This is a genomic window from Patescibacteria group bacterium (assembly GCA_041659765.1).
In the GTDB taxonomy this organism is placed as follows: Bacteria; Patescibacteriota; Patescibacteriia; order UBA9934; family UBA9934; genus JAGORL01.
The window spans coordinates 77688-95207 of sequence record JBAZXR010000001.1 but is presented as its reverse complement, the minus strand read 5'-3'; the positions used below and the strand labels follow the sequence as shown (position 1 = coordinate 95207).

The following is a 17520-nucleotide window of genomic DNA, read 5'->3' as shown; positions in this document are numbered from 1 at the left end:
TTAGAGAGCAAAAGTGTGTTCAAGAGTCTCAATAGCGGTCTTGGAAGCCAAGACGAAAGCATACTTAGCCAAATCACGAGCGTTCAAGCTGTGGGCGTACATAGTCTTTGTCTTAGGCAAGTTCTTGGCTGCGCGGAGCATAACGTCGTCGCCAACAGTCAAGAGTACGAGAGCGGATTTACCTGCCCCCGGAAGCGCCTTGCGCATCTGGTTTGCGAACTTTGTCTTCCCTTCTGGAAGTGCATAGTTTTCCAAAGCTACAAAGGCACCGTCGTTCATCTTATCCGTCAACAACATAGCCATCGCCAAGCGCTTGGTTTTCTTGTTGATCTTCAAAGAGAAGTTCTGGTCACTCTGCGGACCATGGGTCACACCTCCACCAATCCAAATTGGTGAGCGTGAAGAACCGTGGCGAGCACGACCAGTACCCTTCTGCTTCCATGGCTTTCGTCCACCGCCGCGAACCTCAGAGCGATCCTTAGCGTGAGAATGAATGACCCGGCTGTTAGCATCCTGTGCCACGATGACATCATGAATAACAGACAGCTTTGGTGTCACAGCAAAAAGCTTGTCAGACACGGAGACCGTGCCTGCATCTTTACCATCCCAGGTGTAGCATTTTACTTGTGCCATACATTTCCGTCAGTTTCATGAATGGTGATCGAACCTCCGCGCGCGCCCGGAACTGCGCCCATCACACCCAAAATGTTCTTTTCTGTATCAATGGTGATGACCTCAAGATTTTGCACCGTAACCCGATCTCCACCCATTCGGCCGGCCATGCGCATGCCCTTGAACACGCGCTGCACGCCACCCGCACCGATGGAACCAGACTTACGGACCTGGTCTTTGTGACCGTGGGTGGTTGGGTGACCATGGAATCCATGGCGCTTAACCACACCTTGGAAGCCCTTGCCCTTACTCGTGCCAATGACCGTGATCTTGTCGCCCACGGTAAAGTCATTCACGGACAAGACTGCACCGACTTCTAGTGTCTGGCCGTCTTTGAGACGAAGCGACTGCATGTGTGCAAACGCTTCCTTAGCTTGAGCCTTAGCCGGATGCTTGGTCTTACCGACGCCAATGATGGCGACGGAGTGGCCTGAATCATCCTTTCCAAGACGAGCCACCGTACATGGCTCAGCAGAAATAAGAGTCACCGCCACAGCCGATCCGTCCGGACGGAAAGCCTGGGTCATCTCGAGTTTTGTACCAATGATATATTTCATAGAATCATCGTTCACCACGTTAGCCGTGGGCGGAACGTTCGTTTTGAACAAAAACAGACTACAGCCACGTCACTCCACAAAGGAAGTTGGGGGCTATAGCCTGAAGTAATGCTCGAATGAGCTAATACATTCAGGTTGATTTGTTCAGGTGTGAATAGGCAATTCCTCTCACAAACTCCGCATGAAGCGTCGGGAAGGTTTTCCAATAAAGGATCTTTCTTTCCGGTTCACTGTAGGAGGGGTTGTTCGAGATTGCGATCGCGGTACCAGCGGAGCTGATGCTGAGATCGCAATCCCGAACGCGCACGTTACATTTTAATTTCGATGTCGACACCGGCTGGAAGGTTCAAGCTCATAAGAGCGTCAATGGTCCGTTCCGTAGGATTCATGATGTCAATGAGACGCTTATGGATACGCATCTCATATTGATCACGCGACTGCTTATCAATGAAGGTGGAACGGTTCACCGTGTAGCGGCGGCGTTCTGTAGGCAGAGGCACCGGACCAAGCACGTTAGCCCCGCTTCTTTCCGCTGTCTTGATAATAGTCACCGTGGCAGCATCAATGACCTTGTGGTCATAGGCGCGGATCTTAATACGAATCCGCTGCTCCTTCTCACCTTCAGTTTTCTTTTCTTTATCGGCCATACAAGGGGAACAAAGGACAATTGTTTACAGAGGTAGGGGCGAGTCTTTAAACCCGCCCCTACATGTGGGACATTATTCAATAATTTTTACAACCACACCAGCACCAACCGTGCGGCCACCCTCGCGGATAGCGAAACGCATCTTGTCTTCAAGAGCAACCGTGCTCATGAGGGTTACGACACAGTTAACCGTGTCTCCTGGCATAACCATCTCGGTTCCTGCTGGGAGCTCAATTTCACCGGTTACATCCGTAGTGCGGATGTAGAACTGTGGCTTGTAGCCCTTAAAGAACGGCTTGTGGCGACCACCCTCTTCCTTAGTCAAAGCGTAGATTTCAGCTTCAAACTTAGTGTGAGGGGTCACGGAACCTGGCTTGGCCAGTACCTGACCGCGCTCAACGTCCGTCTTCTTCACGCCGCGCAACAGAACACCGGCGTTATCTCCGGCCATACCGGAATCAAGGGACTTGTTGAACATTTCGATGCCAGTGACTACCGTCTTCTGGGTATCCTTAAGACCAACGATTTCAACTTCGTCGTTTACCTTAACTACACCGCGATCGATACGACCGGTGACCACCGTACCGCGTCCTTCAATGGAGAACACGTCTTCCACTGACATTAAGAATGGCTTCTCGGTATCACGAACTGGATCTGGAACGTATTCATCCAAGGCCTTGATAATATCAAGGATTGGCTTAGCAGCCGTATCATCAGCTGGGTTCTCAAGCGCCTTAGAGGCGGAACCGCGGATAATTGGCGTGGTGTCACCCGGGTACTGGTACTTGGTCAAAAGGTCACGAACTTCCTGTTCAACGAGGTCAAGGAGTTCTGGATCATCAACAAGGTCAACTTTGTTCAAGAAGACGATGATGTACGGAACACCAACCTGGCGAGCGAGAAGAATGTGCTCGCGAGTCTGAGGCATTGGACCGTCAGCGGCGGAAACCACCAAAATTGCGGCGTCCATCTGAGCAGCACCCGTGATCATGTTCTTCACATAATCAGCGTGTCCTGGACAGTCAACGTGCGCGTAGTGGCGCTTGGCTGAGGAATACTCAACGTGGCTGGTAGCGATAGTCACGATTTTGGACGCATCACGAACCGTACCGCCCTTGGCGATATCAGCGTAAGACTTAGTCTTACCGAGGCCGCGGGCTGCTGAAACAGCAGTCAAAGCAGCGGTCGTAGTGGTCTTGCCGTGGTCAACGTGACCAATAGTGCCAACGTTAACGTGTGGCTTTTCACGCACAAATTGCTCTGCCATACAAGTTTATGGAGCGTTTTTTCCCCGGGTGAGGAGAAAAGGCGCAAAGAATGATGAAATACTAAGATTTAAATGCGGGAGGAGTGTAACAAAGCTCAGTAAAACGCGCAAGGGGCTGGGTGGACGAAGAACCCCAATGTTTACACTGCTTCCAGATAGAACCGCTCTTCTCCCCCGTCTTCCGGCTGATTTACCTTACGAGTAATGGGTTTTCTTGTGGTTTCTTCCGGAACTGGCGTAGCCTGGCTTTCTGCTGAAGTTTCGACCGGCACGACCTCTGGCTCCTCCCGGTTCATGGCGGCCATTACCTGGCGTTCAAGAGCCACCGGATCGAAGTCCCCTTCGGCCTCCTCAGCAGTAACGGCATTTCTCACGTGACCTCTCTCAACATCTGCGTCAAACCCGCCTTCGTTGTTTGTATTTTCCTCAAACGCGGGATTGGAGCTCCCCCCTTTTTCGCTGCGAAAAAAGGTCATAGCGTCTAACATGCCTTCGTACTCAGCGAGCGGAAGGATGACCACCGGCTCGGCGCCGTCATTACTCGTGACTATGAGACGGTCGCCCGTTCGCTTGGCTAATTTCAGCAATCGATCAAGTTGGGAGTTCTGCATATGCGGAAAGCTTAGACACTCAGGTGCGCAAAGTCAAAAAAATAGGTGGAAAGTAAAATCCCACCGTCGGCACAAAGCCAACGACGGGATCCGAACGACGCTATTTGCCTGAGAACTTGTCTTGACGCAACTGTACGAGCGTCTCCCGCAACTCGTCTTTACGCGTTGCTCCGTAATGCCAGCCCAGACGGCCAAGTGCGCCGGCGAACGGTGAGCCCTTCCAAGCGGAGAGATCCCCGCTATAGATCACGAGCTCCATGGAATGGTCAGGACCGAGCATCTTCCTGAGAGGTCCGCCGATCGAACCACCCAAGACCATTCCCAAGCTATTGTCCATGATGACCACGTCACGATCCTCGGTACGGACATATTCCGCGAGCGTCTGCCTGGTCCACGGTTCCATGAACCCAATGAGCCTTTCTTTGATATCCGCTCCGGGAAAAATCTCCTTCACCACCTCCACGGCGCCAGCTAGCTTAGCCTGGTCGTCATCGACAACAAGAAACGTTGGTTCGTCCACGTTTACCTCCAATAAAAGGGACCGGCAACTCTAGCAAAAAACTTAGCTTTTGTAAAGCAAAAACACCCCGTGAGGGGTGCTTTGCTTTTTCCTACACTCTTTCTGATAGCTTGCCCGTTCTTTCTTTGATAATGGCTTCCGTCACGTTGCGTGGGGTTTCCTGGTACTCGCCAAACTCCATGGAGGAGGAGGCGCGACCCTGGGTCAACGAACGGAGGTTTGTAGCGTAGCCGAACATTTCAGCGAGAGGCACAAGAGCGCGGACGGTCTTCATGTTTCCGCGATCGCCCATCTCCTGAATCTGTCCGCGCTTGCTGTTCAAGTCTCCAACCACTGTACCCATGAAGTCTTCTGGTGTTACCACCTCGATTTTCATGATTGGCTCGAGCAAGACTGGCTTAGCGTTCTTAATAGCTGCCTGGAAAGCCATGGAGCCGGCCATCTTAAAGGCGGCTTCATTAGAGTCAACATCATGGTACGAACCGTCAAAAACAGTGGCCTTGATGTTAATGAGTGGGAAGCCTGCCAACACACCGCGATCACACGCTTCACGCGCGCCCTTACCAATTGGGGTAATGAACTCGCGCGGAATTGCACCGCCCTTCACCTCGTCCTCAAAGACGAAGTTCTCGCCTTCAGGATCAATGAACGGTTCTACACGCAACCATGCGTGACCATACTGACCGCGACCACCAGACTGCTTAATGTAGCGTCCTTCACCTTCAGCTGAAGCGCGAATGGTTTCACGGTAGCTTACCTGTGGCTTGCCGACGTTCACTTCGACCGAGTATTCACGCTTCATGCGATCCACCATGATTTCAAGGTGAAGCTCGCCCATGCCTGCAATAATCGTCTGATTGGAATCGGGATCAGTGTTCACATGGAAAGTAGGATCTTCTTCCATGAGTTTTCCAAGTGCCATGCCCATGCGTTCCTGATCGCCCTTCGTCTTTGGTTCAACAGCCTGGGAAATAACCGGAGCAGCAAAGGTGATGGACTCGAGAACAATTGGGTGATCCGGATCACAGAGCGTCTGACCGGTAGCGGTGCCTTTCAAACCTACGGCAGCGGCAATTTCACCGGCATACACCTGGTCCACTTCTTCACGCGAGTTAGCGTGCAAGCGGACAATGCGGGACAAGCGCTCCTTCTCACCGGTAGAAGAGTTCAAGATGTATGAACCAGACTTCACAGAGCCAGAGTACACGCGGAAGAAAGCAAGCTTGCCCACAAATGGATCAGCGGCAATCTTAAAGGCGAGCGCCGCAAATGGTGCGTCATCCTTAGCTGGACATTCAATCAACTCCTCTGGATTGTCCGGATTAAAACCAGAAATGGCCGGACGATCAAGCGGAGACGGTAGGAAATCGACAACCGCATCAAGCATCTGCTGAACGCCCTTGTTCTTCAAGGATGAACCACAAATAACCGGAAATACTTTCATGGCAATAACGCCCTTGCGAAGCGCGGCCTTCAGTTCTGGGACAGAAATTTCTTCGCCAGCAAAGAAACGCTCCATGAGTGTTTCATCATGCTCAACACAAGCCTCTACAAGCTGTGCGCGGAACTTCTCAACCTTCTCTTTGTATTCCTCCGGCACTTCAATCTCGTCAATTTCTTTTCCGAGGTCATCCTTATAGATGTAGGCCTTGCGGGTGAAAAGGTCGATCAAACCCACGAAATCAGATTCAACGCCAATCGGCAACTGAATAGGATGTGCGTTTGTAGAGAGGCGGGCGTGAATGCTCGCCAAGTCCTTATAGAAGTCTGCGCCCGTGCGGTCCAATTTGTTGATATAACAAACGCGTGGCACGCCGTATTTATCAGCCTGGTGCCACACGGTTTCTGACTGCGGTTCAACGCCAGCCACACCGTCAAAAACGGTCACGCCGCCATCAAGCACGCGCAAAGAACGCTCAACTTCAACGGTGAAGTCCACGTGTCCTGGGGTGTCAATAATGTTAATGCGGTGATCCTTCCAGAAACAGGTAGTAGCCGCAGCCGTAATAGTGATACCGCGCTCCTGTTCCTGCTCCATCCAGTCCATGGTGGCTTCGCCCTCATGCACTTCGCCAATCTTGTGCTTCTTACCGGTGTAGAAAAGCACGCGCTCTGTGGTAGTGGTCTTACCAGCGTCAATGTGCGCAATGATTCCGATGTTGCGAACTCGCTCTAACGGATAATCACGGTTCATAGAAAATGGAAATTACCGAGCGAAGTGAGCGAAGGCACGGTTGGCATCAGCCATACGCTGAACGTCGGCACGCTTCTTCACGGAGTCACCTTCATTCTTAGCGGCGAGCATAATCTCTTCTGCGAGCTTCTCGGCCATTGGCTTGCCCTTCTTGCCGCGAGCGGCGTCCAGGAGCCAGCGGTACGCCAAAGCGTAGCGGCGATCACCGCGAACCGGCATAGGCACCTGGTAGTTAGCACCACCAACGCGCTTGCTCTTCACTTCAACGGTTGGCGTGATGTTTTTGAGAGCGTTATCAAAGACAACCATTGGGTCTTCTTTTGTTTCCTCGGCAACAATCGCAAAACAATCATACACGACCCGTTCGGCCGTAGACTTCTTACCATCCTTCATGACGTAATTGATGAGCTTTGCAACCAAAACATTCCCATACTTAAAGTCGGGAATGAGAACGCGCTTAACAGCAGCTTTACCACGCATATTATATTAGTGTTTTGGGTTCCCGTTTTTTCTTCCCGCGTGGTGTGCGGTACTCGAGAACTATTGAATAATTTAGTTAAACCTTACTTCTTTGCCTTGGCAGCCTTTGGTTTCTTTGTACCGTACAGTGAACGGCTACGGTTGCGGCCCTCAACGCCGGTGGCGTCATAGCGTCCGCGCACGATGTGATAACGCACACCAGGAAGGTCCTTCACACGTCCGCCGCGAATCATAACAATGGAGTGTTCCTGGAGGTTGTGACCTTCGCCAGGAATGTAGGCCGTGACTTCCGTGCCGTTAGAAAGGCGAATACGCGCAATCTTACGCAAAGCCGAGTTTGGCTTTTTTGGAGTCATGGTGGTGACCTTCACACACACGCCGCGCTTAAACGGAGCCCCCTTAGGGAGAACGGTGCGCAAACGGTGCAGGGAATCGTGCGTGTACTGCATGGCCGGAGACTTGCTCTTGCGCTTAGCAGACGTACGGCCCTTTCTAATGAGTTGATTGATGGTGGGCATAAAAGTGGCAAAACTCTAACATAAGAGAAATTATTGGTCAACCGGGACTGTCCCCCTGCAGAAAACAAATATTTTCGCTAATCTCTGCTATTCTCCAAGATATTGCTCGAGAAGACCCAGGCATGACGTTTGAGAGAGCTGATCGCAGGCGATGGTGGCTGGTGCCTGCACCACCACAAAAACATTAAACGGAGTCACCAAAGAAAGAATAACCAAACCCAGCAGAATCTTCGGACCATTCACCTCCAACCAGTCGCGAGCCTGAAGCGCGTTACCATGCACGAGCGCCGCATCGAGGACCTTCGAGCCATCGAGCGGTGGAACTGGAATAAGGTTAAAGAAAAGTAAAAGCATGTTCACGAGCAGCACAAAAATCAAGAACGCCGGCAAGATAGAATTAGGATCGAGCGACCCTGACTTAGCGAGTCCGTGAAAAACTCCGGCTGCAATAACAGCCAAAATAAGGTTGGCGAAGGGGCCAGCGAGCGCGATGGCAATTCCATCGGCCAGCGGATTCTTGAGGCGAGTAGGATTAAATGGCACCGGCTTAGCCCAACCAAAACCAACAATAAGTAACATAAGCGTGCCGGCGATATCGAGATGGGCTAGCGGGTTCAACGTCAGTCTCCCCAGCTGTTCAGCGGTATCGTCTCCTCTCCACTTCCCCACGAGCGCGTGCGCGAACTCGTGGACAGTGAGCGACAAAATCAACGCCGTGGCCCAGGCCAAAGCGAGAAATGGCGATGTGAAGAGAAGAGATAAGAACATAGTTTTTGTCCACGCTTTTTTTGGGACTACGAATGTTCTCGTAAAAATTGGTGTCAGATTACCTCCTAACAATTTTTCCGAAAACATTCTGCGTCCCAGGAAGAAAATTATTCAACAGAGATATCGGCACCCACTGATCGAAGCTTACCAAACAAATCCTCGTACCCGCGCTCAAGATGCTCGATGCCAGTCAGCGTCGACTCCCCGTCAGCAACGAGCGCGGCGATGACATATGCAAGACCAGCACGGATATCTGGCACTTTAAGTTCAGTCGCAGGCTTCAACGCCGTCGGTCCCTTAATGACTGCGGAGTGCTTGTAATTCTGGTCCTTAAAGCGACATGACACCTCGCCGAGACAATTCTCGAACAACGTAATATCCGCGCCCATCTTTACGAGTTCTTCTGCGTACGCGAATCTTTCCTGAAAAACCGTTTCGTGTACCACGCTCGTTCCCTCGGCCTGCGTCAACGCCACGACAAGCGGTTGCTGCCAATCAGTCATAAAACCGGGATGCGTATCGGTTTCAATCTGCAAACCGTTATATTTCTTTGAGCCGATAAAACGAATACCGCTTTCTTCAACAACGTACTCCCCGCCCATTCGTCGGACAGCATTCAGAAAAGTGATCATATCTCGATGTTCTGCACCCTCGCAGAAGATCTCACCACGAGTCGCAAGTGCCATTGAAGCATAGCTCGCCGCCTCCATACGATCCGGCAAAATGCGATGCGTACAGCCGTGCAATTTTTCGACCCCAGTAATTTCAATATGACGACCAGCACCCATCTCAATAATCGCGCCCATCTTCTGGAGCATCAAAATGAGATCGAGAATCTCGGATTCAATGGCCGCGTTCTTAATCACTGTTCGACCCTTCGCGAGCACGCCAGCCAAAATCGCAGTTTCAGTCGTACCTACTGATGGATATGGCAGTTCAATCAGCGTTCCTTTGAGACCGCCTTTCACCGTTGCTCGGTACCCTTCAGTATCCGCTTCAATAGTTGCACCCATTTTCTCAAGGACATCAATATGAAAATTCACTGGTCGAGGCCCAATTTTGTCGCCACCGAGGGTTGGGACATAGCCCTCCCCCGCACGATGAAGCAACGGCGCAAGCGCGAGAATCGCCAGGCGGTTCTTGCGTGACAGTTGCATAGCTGAAGTCGTAGCGATCTCTTTCACCTGAATCTTCAGGGTGTGGTCGACTAGTTCAGTCTTCGCGCCGAGCATGGTAATGAGTTCGCGAGCGATTTCAGACTCCTGCTGCAGTGGCACGTTCTCGAGCGTGACTTCGTCAGCAGTCAGCAAGCACGCGATCATCATTTTTGATGCGGCATTCTTTGCACCGGCAATTTTGACTGAACCGTGAAGCGGTTTTCCACCCGTGACTTTCAAAATGTTCATATTATTTCGCAACGATTTTCTTTCCCTCAGCAATAACAGTGAACATTTGAATGGCGAGATCTACAAAAGATTCTGCCTTTGCCAACCAATCCGTAGGAGGGTTCTGTTCATCGAATTGTTCGATCATCGGTGTTGGCAAAAAGACCGGCAAGACAATCCCCTTACTACCGATCCAAATAGCCTCGAGCTGTTTAATAGCCCGCACTCCCCCGAACGCACCACTCGAGACACCAACAGTCGCCAACGGCTTACTCATGATTTCGCGCTTTCTACAGAAATCAATCGCATCCTTCAGAACCCCGGGAATGAAATGATTGTATTCCGGTGTGACAACAATAATTGCGTCAGCAGCGGCCACCGCACTCGTGAGCAGTTTTACGCCTGCGTGTTCATAGCGTTCGCCGTCAAATCTCGGCAAGTCGAGGTCAGCGCAATCGACCGCAACCACCTCAGCGCCTTTCTTTTTTAATAGATCTAAAATAACTCTATACGGTTTTTCTGATTGACGACCTTTACGAACCGTACCAAGTAAGACGACGATGTTCATAGGATTGGGTTCAACAGATATCGGGCTTCGAAAGCATTCGCAAAAATCTGGAGTCGGATTACCTCCTAACAGATTTTTTCGAATACTTTCTGCGCCCTTGAATAGAGTACACGAGCCTTAAAAAAAGAGGAACCGCGCCCCAGGCTTCGAGCCCGGGGCACGGTTACGATCAATCACTGAAACGCTCTTCCCAGTAGCGGAGGAGTCTGTCCTGCACCGCTTGGGAGTCCCAATCGACCGAATAGATCTCCACCGGGAAGTAGGACTTGAGGAGCCGAAGGATCTGCTTCCCCCGACGCACGCCGTGGTTCAAGTCGTCCGTGGCATTTTCCTCGTTGATGCGGTCTTGAAGCGTGGTGAACTTCTGCTCCACCAGCACTTCGACAAACCGATCATCGTCCTTCCAGCGGTAGTTGCCGATGATCTTCGCGTCCCAGTAATCAGGATTCGAGTCGCGGTGGGTCCCTTCAGCGTCTTTCAAACGACGGAGCGGCCGTGCTTGCTCACTAAGCACCGAGAGCGGAGCCTTCGACCACATACGCCGTTTGGCGATCCGCTTGAGTGCGAGCGCGCATGAACGCGTGGGGAGACGGAGCTCATCACCCTCGTGAATCGAGACAACGGTGAGAAGCATCCCGCGGCTGTCGTTGATGCGCGGGTGCGCTACGCCTTCTTCGGGGTGCGCCTCCTCCCAAGTGGAAGCGAGGTGTTCGTACTTCCGCAGTCGGGAGAATGAACGCTTGCGGCGATCATCATCTTCCACGTAGTACAGACGCTCCGGACGATTCTTCTTGGCCTTCACCCGCACTACCCGACAGGTACGCTCCTCCATCTTCACGAGATGATGAGTGGGTGCCACAGCAGTCCACTCGTCAAACCACCGCTTTGCCTCGTCATACGACAGCGTCACCCGAACCTTGCTCTTGACGAGCCGATTATATTTACGCGTATCAAGCACAAACACCGTATACACGTCTTGAGAAGCGTCGCGCACGAACAGTCGGTTGAGTGAAAGTTCGTCGATGGCAACGACGTCGTCAGAAATCCACTGGTCAGGATCCGCGATCTGGATCTGTGAGAACTGTGAACCGAAGACGTAGTTTCTTTTCGCCTCGAAACACGCCAAACGGCCGAGTCGATCTACGCGGTCGCGGGTCCGGATCCACAACTGAAGCAATTTTACCGGACTCACCCGGTTGGCTGCTCCGTTGTGAGCCCGCAGTTTCTTCCTGAACGGATGAGCGTACTCGCTCACGATGGTGTCGGCGTACAGCTGCGAATAGTCCGTCCGACCAACGATCAAGCTCCAGAAATCTCTGGCGCCGAGCGACGGTAGAGCGTCTTCCCCGCTCCGATGCACCGTCTTCCACGCGTGGTAGAAAGCGGACTTCATCTTCGCCCCGCGCTTCCGGTGCCGCTTGTAGGCGGCCCAGAGGCGTTCGATCGATTCAAGCTCGCGCTGAAAAGACAGAAACCGGAGTGCATCCGAGGGACGAAAGGTGGATTCAATTTCCGACCCATCGCCGAACTCTGCCTCGTCAACCCAATCGTCGTCAGCCCCCTTATTCATGACTCCCCCCCAATACGGTTAGACGTTTTCTTGGATAGAACGAGACTTTGACCCTAACAAAAAGCAAAAAACGGCGCAATAGCGCCGCTTTTTCAGCCTTCCAAGCCCTTCTTACACACCCTCACCAAAGTGGAACTTATCGGTCAGCTTTTCGTAGGCAAAAATCTCGTCATCTTTAAAGAAACGCTTCACCTCGGCGGCGGCGGCTTCGATAGAGTCAGAAGCGTGGACCATGTTTGAAGGGACGTTCATGGACAGGTCGGCGCGGATAGTTCCGGCGTCAGCGGCACGTGGATTTGTAGCGCCCACAATGAGGCGGACCGTTTCAATCGCGTCGAGTCCTTCAAGCACCATGGCAATCACCGGGGTCTGCATCATGAACTGGAGGAGTGACGGGAACCAAACCTTCTCTTGGAGATGGCCGTAGTGCTCGCGGAGCGTGACTTCATCGAGATGTGCCATTTTCATCGCCACAATCTTGAGGCCCTTTCGTTCCAAGCGGTGAATAACTTCACCAGCAAGTTCGCGTTGCAAAGCGTCTGGTTTCACCAACACTAATGTTTTTTGTACTTCGGCCATAAAAGTTCGGTTAATTGGCCTGAAAGATACGGGGATTTATAAAGATGGTCAAGTTCAAAGGTTAAGTACCGCGAATGGAAGGTTCGCCATTGCCTGGATAACGTCGAGAATAATCTCGAGCAATAACCAACCGGGAAAGGCTAAAAGGTTAGGGAGGCTGCGAAGGTCAAGCGAGTTAAGGACAGCCTGGCTTAAAACACCGATCGTTCCTGTGGCCATGGCGTAAGGAACAAAAGGCAAAATGATTAGATTCGTGAGCGGACCAACTAGAGACACACGATGAAAACTAAAAATAGAAATCGGCAGAGTCGCCAAAGTTGCGGCCAGGGTGCAGGCAAAAGATTCGCGGATACCAAACCGCTCGGGGATCCAATCGATCTTCTGCGCGATTGGTTTAGCAAAAGCCATGAGCCCCATGGTCGACAAGACCGACAGCTGAAACCCTGGATCATCGCGAAGGAGTCTCGGCTCAAGGGCAAGCATGATAGCAGCGGTCAACAATAATGCAGTCTTCGCCGAGCTCTTCCGACCGAGTTGGGTCGCCGAGAGGCCAATAACGCCCATAATGCCCGCACGCGTCACTGCCGCCTCGGCTCCGGCAATAATGACGAATCCCGCAACCGCAGCGATCACGAACGGAAAAGCGTATTGTCTGCGCAGGCCTGCATAAACAAGAAAGGCAAACGCGAGTGATGACACAAGCGCCACGTTGTATCCGCTCGCAGCCACCACGTGCGAAGTGCCAGTACGAATAAACTGTTCTTTCCACTCGTCAGTAAAAGCATTATCGCCAAGTAGTAAACCCGCAAGTAACTGGGCATGCGGGTCTGGTATCGAAGCGTCAATATACTCAACCGCGGTGGTATGAAGGTTGCCCAACCAAACTCGCGGACCTTGCGCGGCTTCACGCTCTAGCACGAAGGGCGAATTACTGCTCCTGCACAAAGCAAAAATCTGTCTGGCAGCTAACCAGCGGTCATACTGAAAATCGGCAAACGGATGTGGTTTATACAAATTACAGTGAACCCCCACCTTGTCCCCAAGCTCGGCTTTTGCACCAGCCGGAAGATAAAGCAACACCTTATCAAGAACCTCTTCCCCATTCACGGTTAATCGCTCAAGCGTCACTTTGTCACTCTTCTTCCCCGCCTGATGCCTCATGATAACGCCCGTCACGCTCGCATCTTTCCCAAGATAAAAGGCAACAGAGTTTGGACGAGGAGCAAATCCAGGAAAGAACGAGTAGATAGCTACACCACAAATAAAAACACCGAGCAAAACTCTGAGAGCTCTGCTCGGCGTTACCTTCATCACACCACAAAATTCACAATCTTATTCTTCACCACAATCGTCTTCTTTGGTTCCACAGTCAAATACTTTTTTACATTCTCGTCGGCCTTCGCGACCGCAACAACCTCATCATCTGCAGAATCCGGGGGCACAGAGATATTCGCCCGCAACTTACCGTTGATTTGGACCGCCATGGTCACAGCTTCTTCAATCAGCATGGCCGGGTCAAACATCGGCCAAGACTGCGCTTCTACAAATCCTTCATGACCCAACTTTTCCCAAAGTTCATTAGCAGTGTGAGGAGCGAAAGGAACCAGAATCTGCAAGAACTTCTCAAAGCTCTCTTTGGAAATTCCCTTATCCTGAGCCTCGTTCACAAACGTCATCATGGTGGCGACCGCGGTATTGAATTTAAAACCCTCAATATCCGCCGTCACCTTCTTGATGGCCTTGTGCAATGCGCGATCCACGGAGAGAGGGTCGACGCATGGGTCGACCCCTACGCGATCACCGATTCGGGTTATTTTATCCAAAAAACGTTTCACACCGACTACGCCATTCATGCTCCACGGCACTGGCTCCTCGAATGGCCCCATGAACAGTTCGTAAACACGGAGCGTGTCAGCGCCGAATTCCTTCACGATATCATCAGGATTTACAACATTGCCGACAGACTTACTCATCTTCGTACCGTCTTCAGCCATGATCAAACCATGAGAGTGACGACGCTGATATGGCTCGCTGACTGGCACCAATCCCTGGTCAAACAGAAACTTGTTCCAGAAGCGCGAGTACAACAAGTGGAGCGTGGTGTGCTCCATGCCGCCGTTATACAAATCAACGGGCATCCAATACTTCAACGCTTTCTTTGACGCGAACGCCTCATCATTATGCGGATCCGCGTAGCGCAAAAAGTACCAGCTAGACCCCGCCCAGTTCGGCATAGTGTCAGTCTCTCTCTTCGCAACTCCCCCACATGTAGGACACGTGGTGTTCACGAATGACTCGATAGAAGCAAGCGGCGATTCGCCGTTATCAGTCGGTTCGTATTTCTCGACCTGTGGCAATTCGACCGGCAGTTGATCGTCCGGAACCGCAACCCATCCGTCTTTCTCACAATGGACGAGCGGAATCGGCTCGCCCCAGTAACGCTGACGAGAAAATACCCAATCGCGGAGTTTGTAGGTGGTTTTCTTTGTACCACCAGACTTTTTGACTGCCTCGTCGAAGGTCACCAATGGCTTATCGATAATTGGCAATTCGAACTTCTCGGCAAACGTCCGATCACGCTCATCATGCTCTGGCACAGCCATCACTGCACCAGTTCCATAATGTCCAAGCACGTAATCAGCCACCCAAACTGGAACTTTTTCGCCATTAAATGGATTTGTCACGAACGAACCCGTAAATACGCCCGTCTTTTCTTTGGAATCATCACCGCGCTCAATCTCGGTTTTCTGCTTTACATCTTCAAGATAACTCGCAACCTCCTTTCTCTGCTCGTTGGTTGTCATTTTTTCGACTAACGGATGTTCAGGAGCGAGTACGACATACGTCACGCCGTCGATTGTGTCCGGACGTGTTGTAAAAACAGCAATATCGCCAAATGTAATTTCGGCGCCTTCGCTTCGGCCAATCCAATCTTCCTGCTGCTTTTTAATCTTCGGCAAATAGTCGACGTCTTTCAGATCATCGATCAATCGGTCTGCATACTTAGTAATGGCGAGCATCCACTGTTCTTTTTCTTTTTTCTCGACGGGAGTTCCACAGCGTTCGCAATTGCCGCCAATAACTTCTTCGTTAGCTAGGCCAATTTTATCTTTGGGACACCAATTAATAAACGCCTTCGCCTTATAGGCGAGTCCGGCTTTGAAAAACTGCAAAAACTGCCACTGCGTCCAGCGGTAATATTTCGGATCCGTTGTATTGATCTCCCTCGACCAATCAAAACTAAAACCGATGGATTGCAGCTGACGGCGGAACGTATCAATGTTCTGCTTGGTCACGACGCTCGGATGTATTCCCGTTTTAATGGCGTAGTTCTCCGCGGGCAAACCGAACGCATCCCAGCCCATTGGAAACAAAACATTTTTTCCCTCCATTCTTTTCTTGCGAGCTACGACGTCGAGCGCCGTATAGCTCCTGGGGTGACCCACGTGCAGGCCGGCACCAGATGGATACGGAAATTCAACGAGAATGTAATATTTCTCTTTCCCGAAATCCTTAGCATGAAAAATGCCAGACTCTTCCCAACGCTTCTGCCATTTGGGATCAACTGAAGAATGGTCGTAGGACATACGACTAACAGAGTAAAGCGTAAAGATTAAAGAGTAAAGTAATACTAGGATGCTTTTCCGCCCTCAACAGCATACCCAGCCTCCATCCAGCCCATGAGTCCGCCAGTCAATCGGATGAGCTTCGTGTACCCCGCAGCTGAGAGGACATCTGTTGCCTGCGAACCCTTGCCGAGTTCGTCGAATTCGCCGTAGACAATAATAGTGGCATCTTTGTCTTTAAGGACAGCGGTGCAGGTCTCGGCGCACTTGTCATCGAGCGGAATATTCACTGCCCCAGGAATGTGGCGATGCTCAAAGTTAGCTGCGTCCTGCAGATCAACGAGCATGAGCGTCTCGCCTGAGTCTAACTTTGTTTTCAAATCCGTGACAGAAAGTGTTTCCATATTAGTGAATCGGTTTAGATGCAATCATTCTATCAAGCGCCACATAAAAAGCGGCACGGCGTAGATCAGTCTTGAACTGTTCTTTGAACGCCCACACGCGGCGAGCAGCTTCTTCCATGTGCGTTTTAAGCTTCTCGTCCACCTGCTCGGCAGTCCACTTTTCACTCTTCATGTTCTGATCCCACTCAAAATAACTGACCGTCACTCCCCCGGCATTAGCCAAGATATCAGGAATGACAACTATTCCCTTGCCGAACAAAATATCGTCCGCTTCTACCGTGGTGGGACCATTCGCGAGCTCAAGAATGACCTTCGCCTTGATACGCGGCGCATTTTCTTCGGTGATCTGACTCTCAAGTGCCGCTGGGACTAGCACGCCACATTCTAGCTCTAGCAACTCAGCGTTCGTAATCTGCTGCGCCCCAGGAAAACCGACCAGTGATCCGGTCGATTCCTTGTATGCGTGGACGGCGGCGACATCAAGTCCCGCTTCAGCGTAAATACCACTCTTTGAATCAGAAACAGCAACTACTCTCACCTCGTGCCTCACACAGATGTCGGCAAATGTCGCACCCGCATTTCCGAAACCTTGAATTGCTACGGTAAATGTCTCAGGGTCGAGAAAGAGTTTTTCTTTCAAAGCCGACAACACATACCAGCCTCCCTGCGCCGTAGCGGTATCACGACCGAGCGAACCTCCATGTTCAATGCTCTTACCGGTGACAACTGCAGGGTGACCGAATTCTTCCGCAATAATATCCATCTCGCGGCTTGTCGTATTCACGTCCGGTGCGGGCACGTCTTTTGTTGGTCCGAGCACATCGCGGAATGTCCGAGCATACTCACGCGCGACTTCGTCCTTCTCGCGCACGGACAAGGTCTTCGGGTCAACCGCCACACCGCCCTTTCCGCCGCCCATTGGAATACCCGCAACCGCAGTCTTAAAACTCATGAGTGAAGCGAGCGCTTTCACCTCGTCCTTATTCACATCCGGGTGGAAACGAATTCCTCCCTTATACGGGCCGCACCAATTGTTGTGCTGAATGCGGAACGCCGGCAATTCAATGGTTTCCCCGTTATCTTTTTTTAAAAGAATGGTTCTCTCCCAAATCTGTTGCGGCGTCTTAAAGTCGTCGCTCTGTTTCTGCATATCCTGATCAAGCACGAGCGCCCGATCAAGCTGCTTGAGAAAATTCTGATAGAAGTTGGGCATAG

18 protein-coding genes are annotated in these 17520 nt (G+C 51.5%); all 18 read right to left on the bottom strand.

The window, feature by feature from the left end; all coding sequences use genetic code 11:
• The gene (rplD, locus tag WC813_00495; protein MFA5946487.1) at positions 1-633 is read right to left on the bottom strand and encodes a 50S ribosomal protein L4; all 633 of its coding nucleotides are present in this window, start codon (positions 631-633) and stop codon (positions 1-3) included.
• On the bottom strand, positions 621-1229 hold the full coding sequence (rplC, locus tag WC813_00490; GenBank protein MFA5946486.1) for a 50S ribosomal protein L3: 609 nt from the start codon (positions 1227-1229) through the stop codon (positions 621-623). The genes rplD and rplC overlap by 13 nt, the downstream gene beginning before the upstream one ends.
• A gap of 308 nt (positions 1230-1537) precedes the next feature.
• Complete coding sequence (gene rpsJ / locus WC813_00485) at positions 1538-1876, bottom strand: 30S ribosomal protein S10 (protein MFA5946485.1); 339 nt, start codon at positions 1874-1876, stop codon at positions 1538-1540.
• Positions 1877-1948: 72 nt separating this feature from the next.
• Positions 1949-3142: an elongation factor Tu gene (tuf, locus tag WC813_00480; protein ID MFA5946484.1), complete on the bottom strand. Its 1194-nt coding sequence runs from the start codon at positions 3140-3142 to the stop codon at positions 1949-1951.
• A 140-nt stretch (positions 3143-3282) separates the two neighbouring features.
• Positions 3283-3753 (bottom strand): hypothetical protein, encoded by a 471-nt coding sequence (locus tag WC813_00475; protein MFA5946483.1) that lies wholly within the window; start codon positions 3751-3753, stop codon positions 3283-3285.
• Positions 3754-3853: 100 nt separating this feature from the next.
• The gene (locus WC813_00470; GenBank protein ID MFA5946482.1) at positions 3854-4273 is read right to left on the bottom strand and encodes a hypothetical protein; all 420 of its coding nucleotides are present in this window, start codon (positions 4271-4273) and stop codon (positions 3854-3856) included.
• 91 nt (positions 4274-4364) lie between these two features.
• Complete coding sequence (gene fusA / locus WC813_00465; protein MFA5946481.1) at positions 4365-6467, bottom strand: elongation factor G; 2103 nt, start codon at positions 6465-6467, stop codon at positions 4365-4367.
• Between the two features lie 12 nt (positions 6468-6479).
• A complete protein-coding gene (gene rpsG, locus WC813_00460) occupies positions 6480-6947 on the bottom strand; it encodes a 30S ribosomal protein S7 (GenBank protein MFA5946480.1) in 468 nt (155 codons plus the stop codon).
• Between the two features lie 83 nt (positions 6948-7030).
• On the bottom strand, positions 7031-7465 hold the full coding sequence (gene rpsL / locus WC813_00455) for a 30S ribosomal protein S12 (protein ID MFA5946479.1): 435 nt from the start codon (positions 7463-7465) through the stop codon (positions 7031-7033).
• An 87-nt stretch (positions 7466-7552) separates the two neighbouring features.
• On the bottom strand, positions 7553-8233 hold the full coding sequence (locus WC813_00450) for a site-2 protease family protein (protein MFA5946478.1): 681 nt from the start codon (positions 8231-8233) through the stop codon (positions 7553-7555).
• 107 nt (positions 8234-8340) lie between these two features.
• Positions 8341-9639, bottom strand: a complete 1299-nt coding sequence (gene murA, locus WC813_00445) for a UDP-N-acetylglucosamine 1-carboxyvinyltransferase (GenBank protein MFA5946477.1) — start codon at positions 9637-9639, stop codon at positions 8341-8343.
• Between the two features lies 1 nt (position 9640).
• Positions 9641-10186, bottom strand: coding sequence for an NAD(P)H-dependent oxidoreductase (locus WC813_00440; protein MFA5946476.1), 546 nt, complete (start codon positions 10184-10186; stop codon positions 9641-9643).
• A gap of 169 nt (positions 10187-10355) precedes the next feature.
• Positions 10356-11756 (bottom strand): hypothetical protein, encoded by a 1401-nt coding sequence (locus WC813_00435; protein ID MFA5946475.1) that lies wholly within the window; start codon positions 11754-11756, stop codon positions 10356-10358.
• A 111-nt stretch (positions 11757-11867) separates the two neighbouring features.
• Positions 11868-12335, bottom strand: a complete 468-nt coding sequence (ndk, locus tag WC813_00430; protein ID MFA5946474.1) for a nucleoside-diphosphate kinase — start codon at positions 12333-12335, stop codon at positions 11868-11870.
• Between the two features lie 54 nt (positions 12336-12389).
• A complete protein-coding gene (locus WC813_00425; protein MFA5946473.1) occupies positions 12390-13646 on the bottom strand; it encodes a ComEC/Rec2 family competence protein in 1257 nt (418 codons plus the stop codon).
• A complete protein-coding gene (locus tag WC813_00420) occupies positions 13646-15922 on the bottom strand; it encodes a class I tRNA ligase family protein (GenBank protein MFA5946472.1) in 2277 nt (758 codons plus the stop codon). Before WC813_00420 ends, WC813_00425 begins: the two co-directional genes overlap by 1 nt.
• Before the next feature lie 44 nt (positions 15923-15966).
• Complete coding sequence (locus tag WC813_00415) at positions 15967-16305, bottom strand: rhodanese-like domain-containing protein (protein MFA5946471.1); 339 nt, start codon at positions 16303-16305, stop codon at positions 15967-15969.
• A gap of 1 nt (position 16306) precedes the next feature.
• The gene (locus WC813_00410; GenBank protein MFA5946470.1) at positions 16307-17518 is read right to left on the bottom strand and encodes a Glu/Leu/Phe/Val dehydrogenase; all 1212 of its coding nucleotides are present in this window, start codon (positions 17516-17518) and stop codon (positions 16307-16309) included.
• Positions 17519-17520: the final 2 nt, after the last annotated feature.

Bases quoted from the DNA above. Each gene is read 5' to 3' on its own strand.
- rpsJ (MFA5946485.1), bottom strand. From the start codon at position 1,876: ATGGCCGATAAAGAAAAGAAAACTGAAGGTGAGAAGGAGCAGCGGATT.
- WC813_00475 (MFA5946483.1), bottom strand. From the start codon at position 3,753: ATGCAGAACTCCCAACTTGATCGATTGCTGAAATTAGCCAAGCGAACG.
- ndk (MFA5946474.1), bottom strand. From the start codon at position 12,335: ATGGCCGAAGTACAAAAAACATTAGTGTTGGTGAAACCAGACGCTTTG.
- WC813_00425 (MFA5946473.1), bottom strand. From the start codon at position 13,646: ATGAAGGTAACGCCGAGCAGAGCTCTCAGAGTTTTGCTCGGTGTTTTT.
- murA (MFA5946477.1), bottom strand. From the start codon at position 9,639: ATGAACATTTTGAAAGTCACGGGTGGAAAACCGCTTCACGGTTCAGTC.
- WC813_00420 (MFA5946472.1), bottom strand. From the start codon at position 15,922: ATGTCCTACGACCATTCTTCAGTTGATCCCAAATGGCAGAAGCGTTGG.
- WC813_00450 (MFA5946478.1), bottom strand. From the start codon at position 8,233: ATGTTCTTATCTCTTCTCTTCACATCGCCATTTCTCGCTTTGGCCTGG.
- WC813_00410 (MFA5946470.1), bottom strand. From the start codon at position 17,518: ATGCCCAACTTCTATCAGAATTTTCTCAAGCAGCTTGATCGGGCGCTC.
- rpsL (MFA5946479.1), bottom strand. From the start codon at position 7,465: ATGCCCACCATCAATCAACTCATTAGAAAGGGCCGTACGTCTGCTAAG.
- rpsG (MFA5946480.1), bottom strand. From the start codon at position 6,947: ATGCGTGGTAAAGCTGCTGTTAAGCGCGTTCTCATTCCCGACTTTAAG.
- WC813_00435 (MFA5946475.1), bottom strand. From the start codon at position 11,756: ATGAATAAGGGGGCTGACGACGATTGGGTTGACGAGGCAGAGTTCGGC.
- WC813_00415 (MFA5946471.1), bottom strand. From the start codon at position 16,305: ATGGAAACACTTTCTGTCACGGATTTGAAAACAAAGTTAGACTCAGGC.
- fusA (MFA5946481.1), bottom strand. From the start codon at position 6,467: ATGAACCGTGATTATCCGTTAGAGCGAGTTCGCAACATCGGAATCATT.
- rplD (MFA5946487.1), bottom strand. From the start codon at position 633: ATGGCACAAGTAAAATGCTACACCTGGGATGGTAAAGATGCAGGCACG.
- tuf (MFA5946484.1), bottom strand. From the start codon at position 3,142: ATGGCAGAGCAATTTGTGCGTGAAAAGCCACACGTTAACGTTGGCACT.
- WC813_00440 (MFA5946476.1), bottom strand. From the start codon at position 10,186: ATGAACATCGTCGTCTTACTTGGTACGGTTCGTAAAGGTCGTCAATCA.
- rplC (MFA5946486.1), bottom strand. From the start codon at position 1,229: ATGAAATATATCATTGGTACAAAACTCGAGATGACCCAGGCTTTCCGT.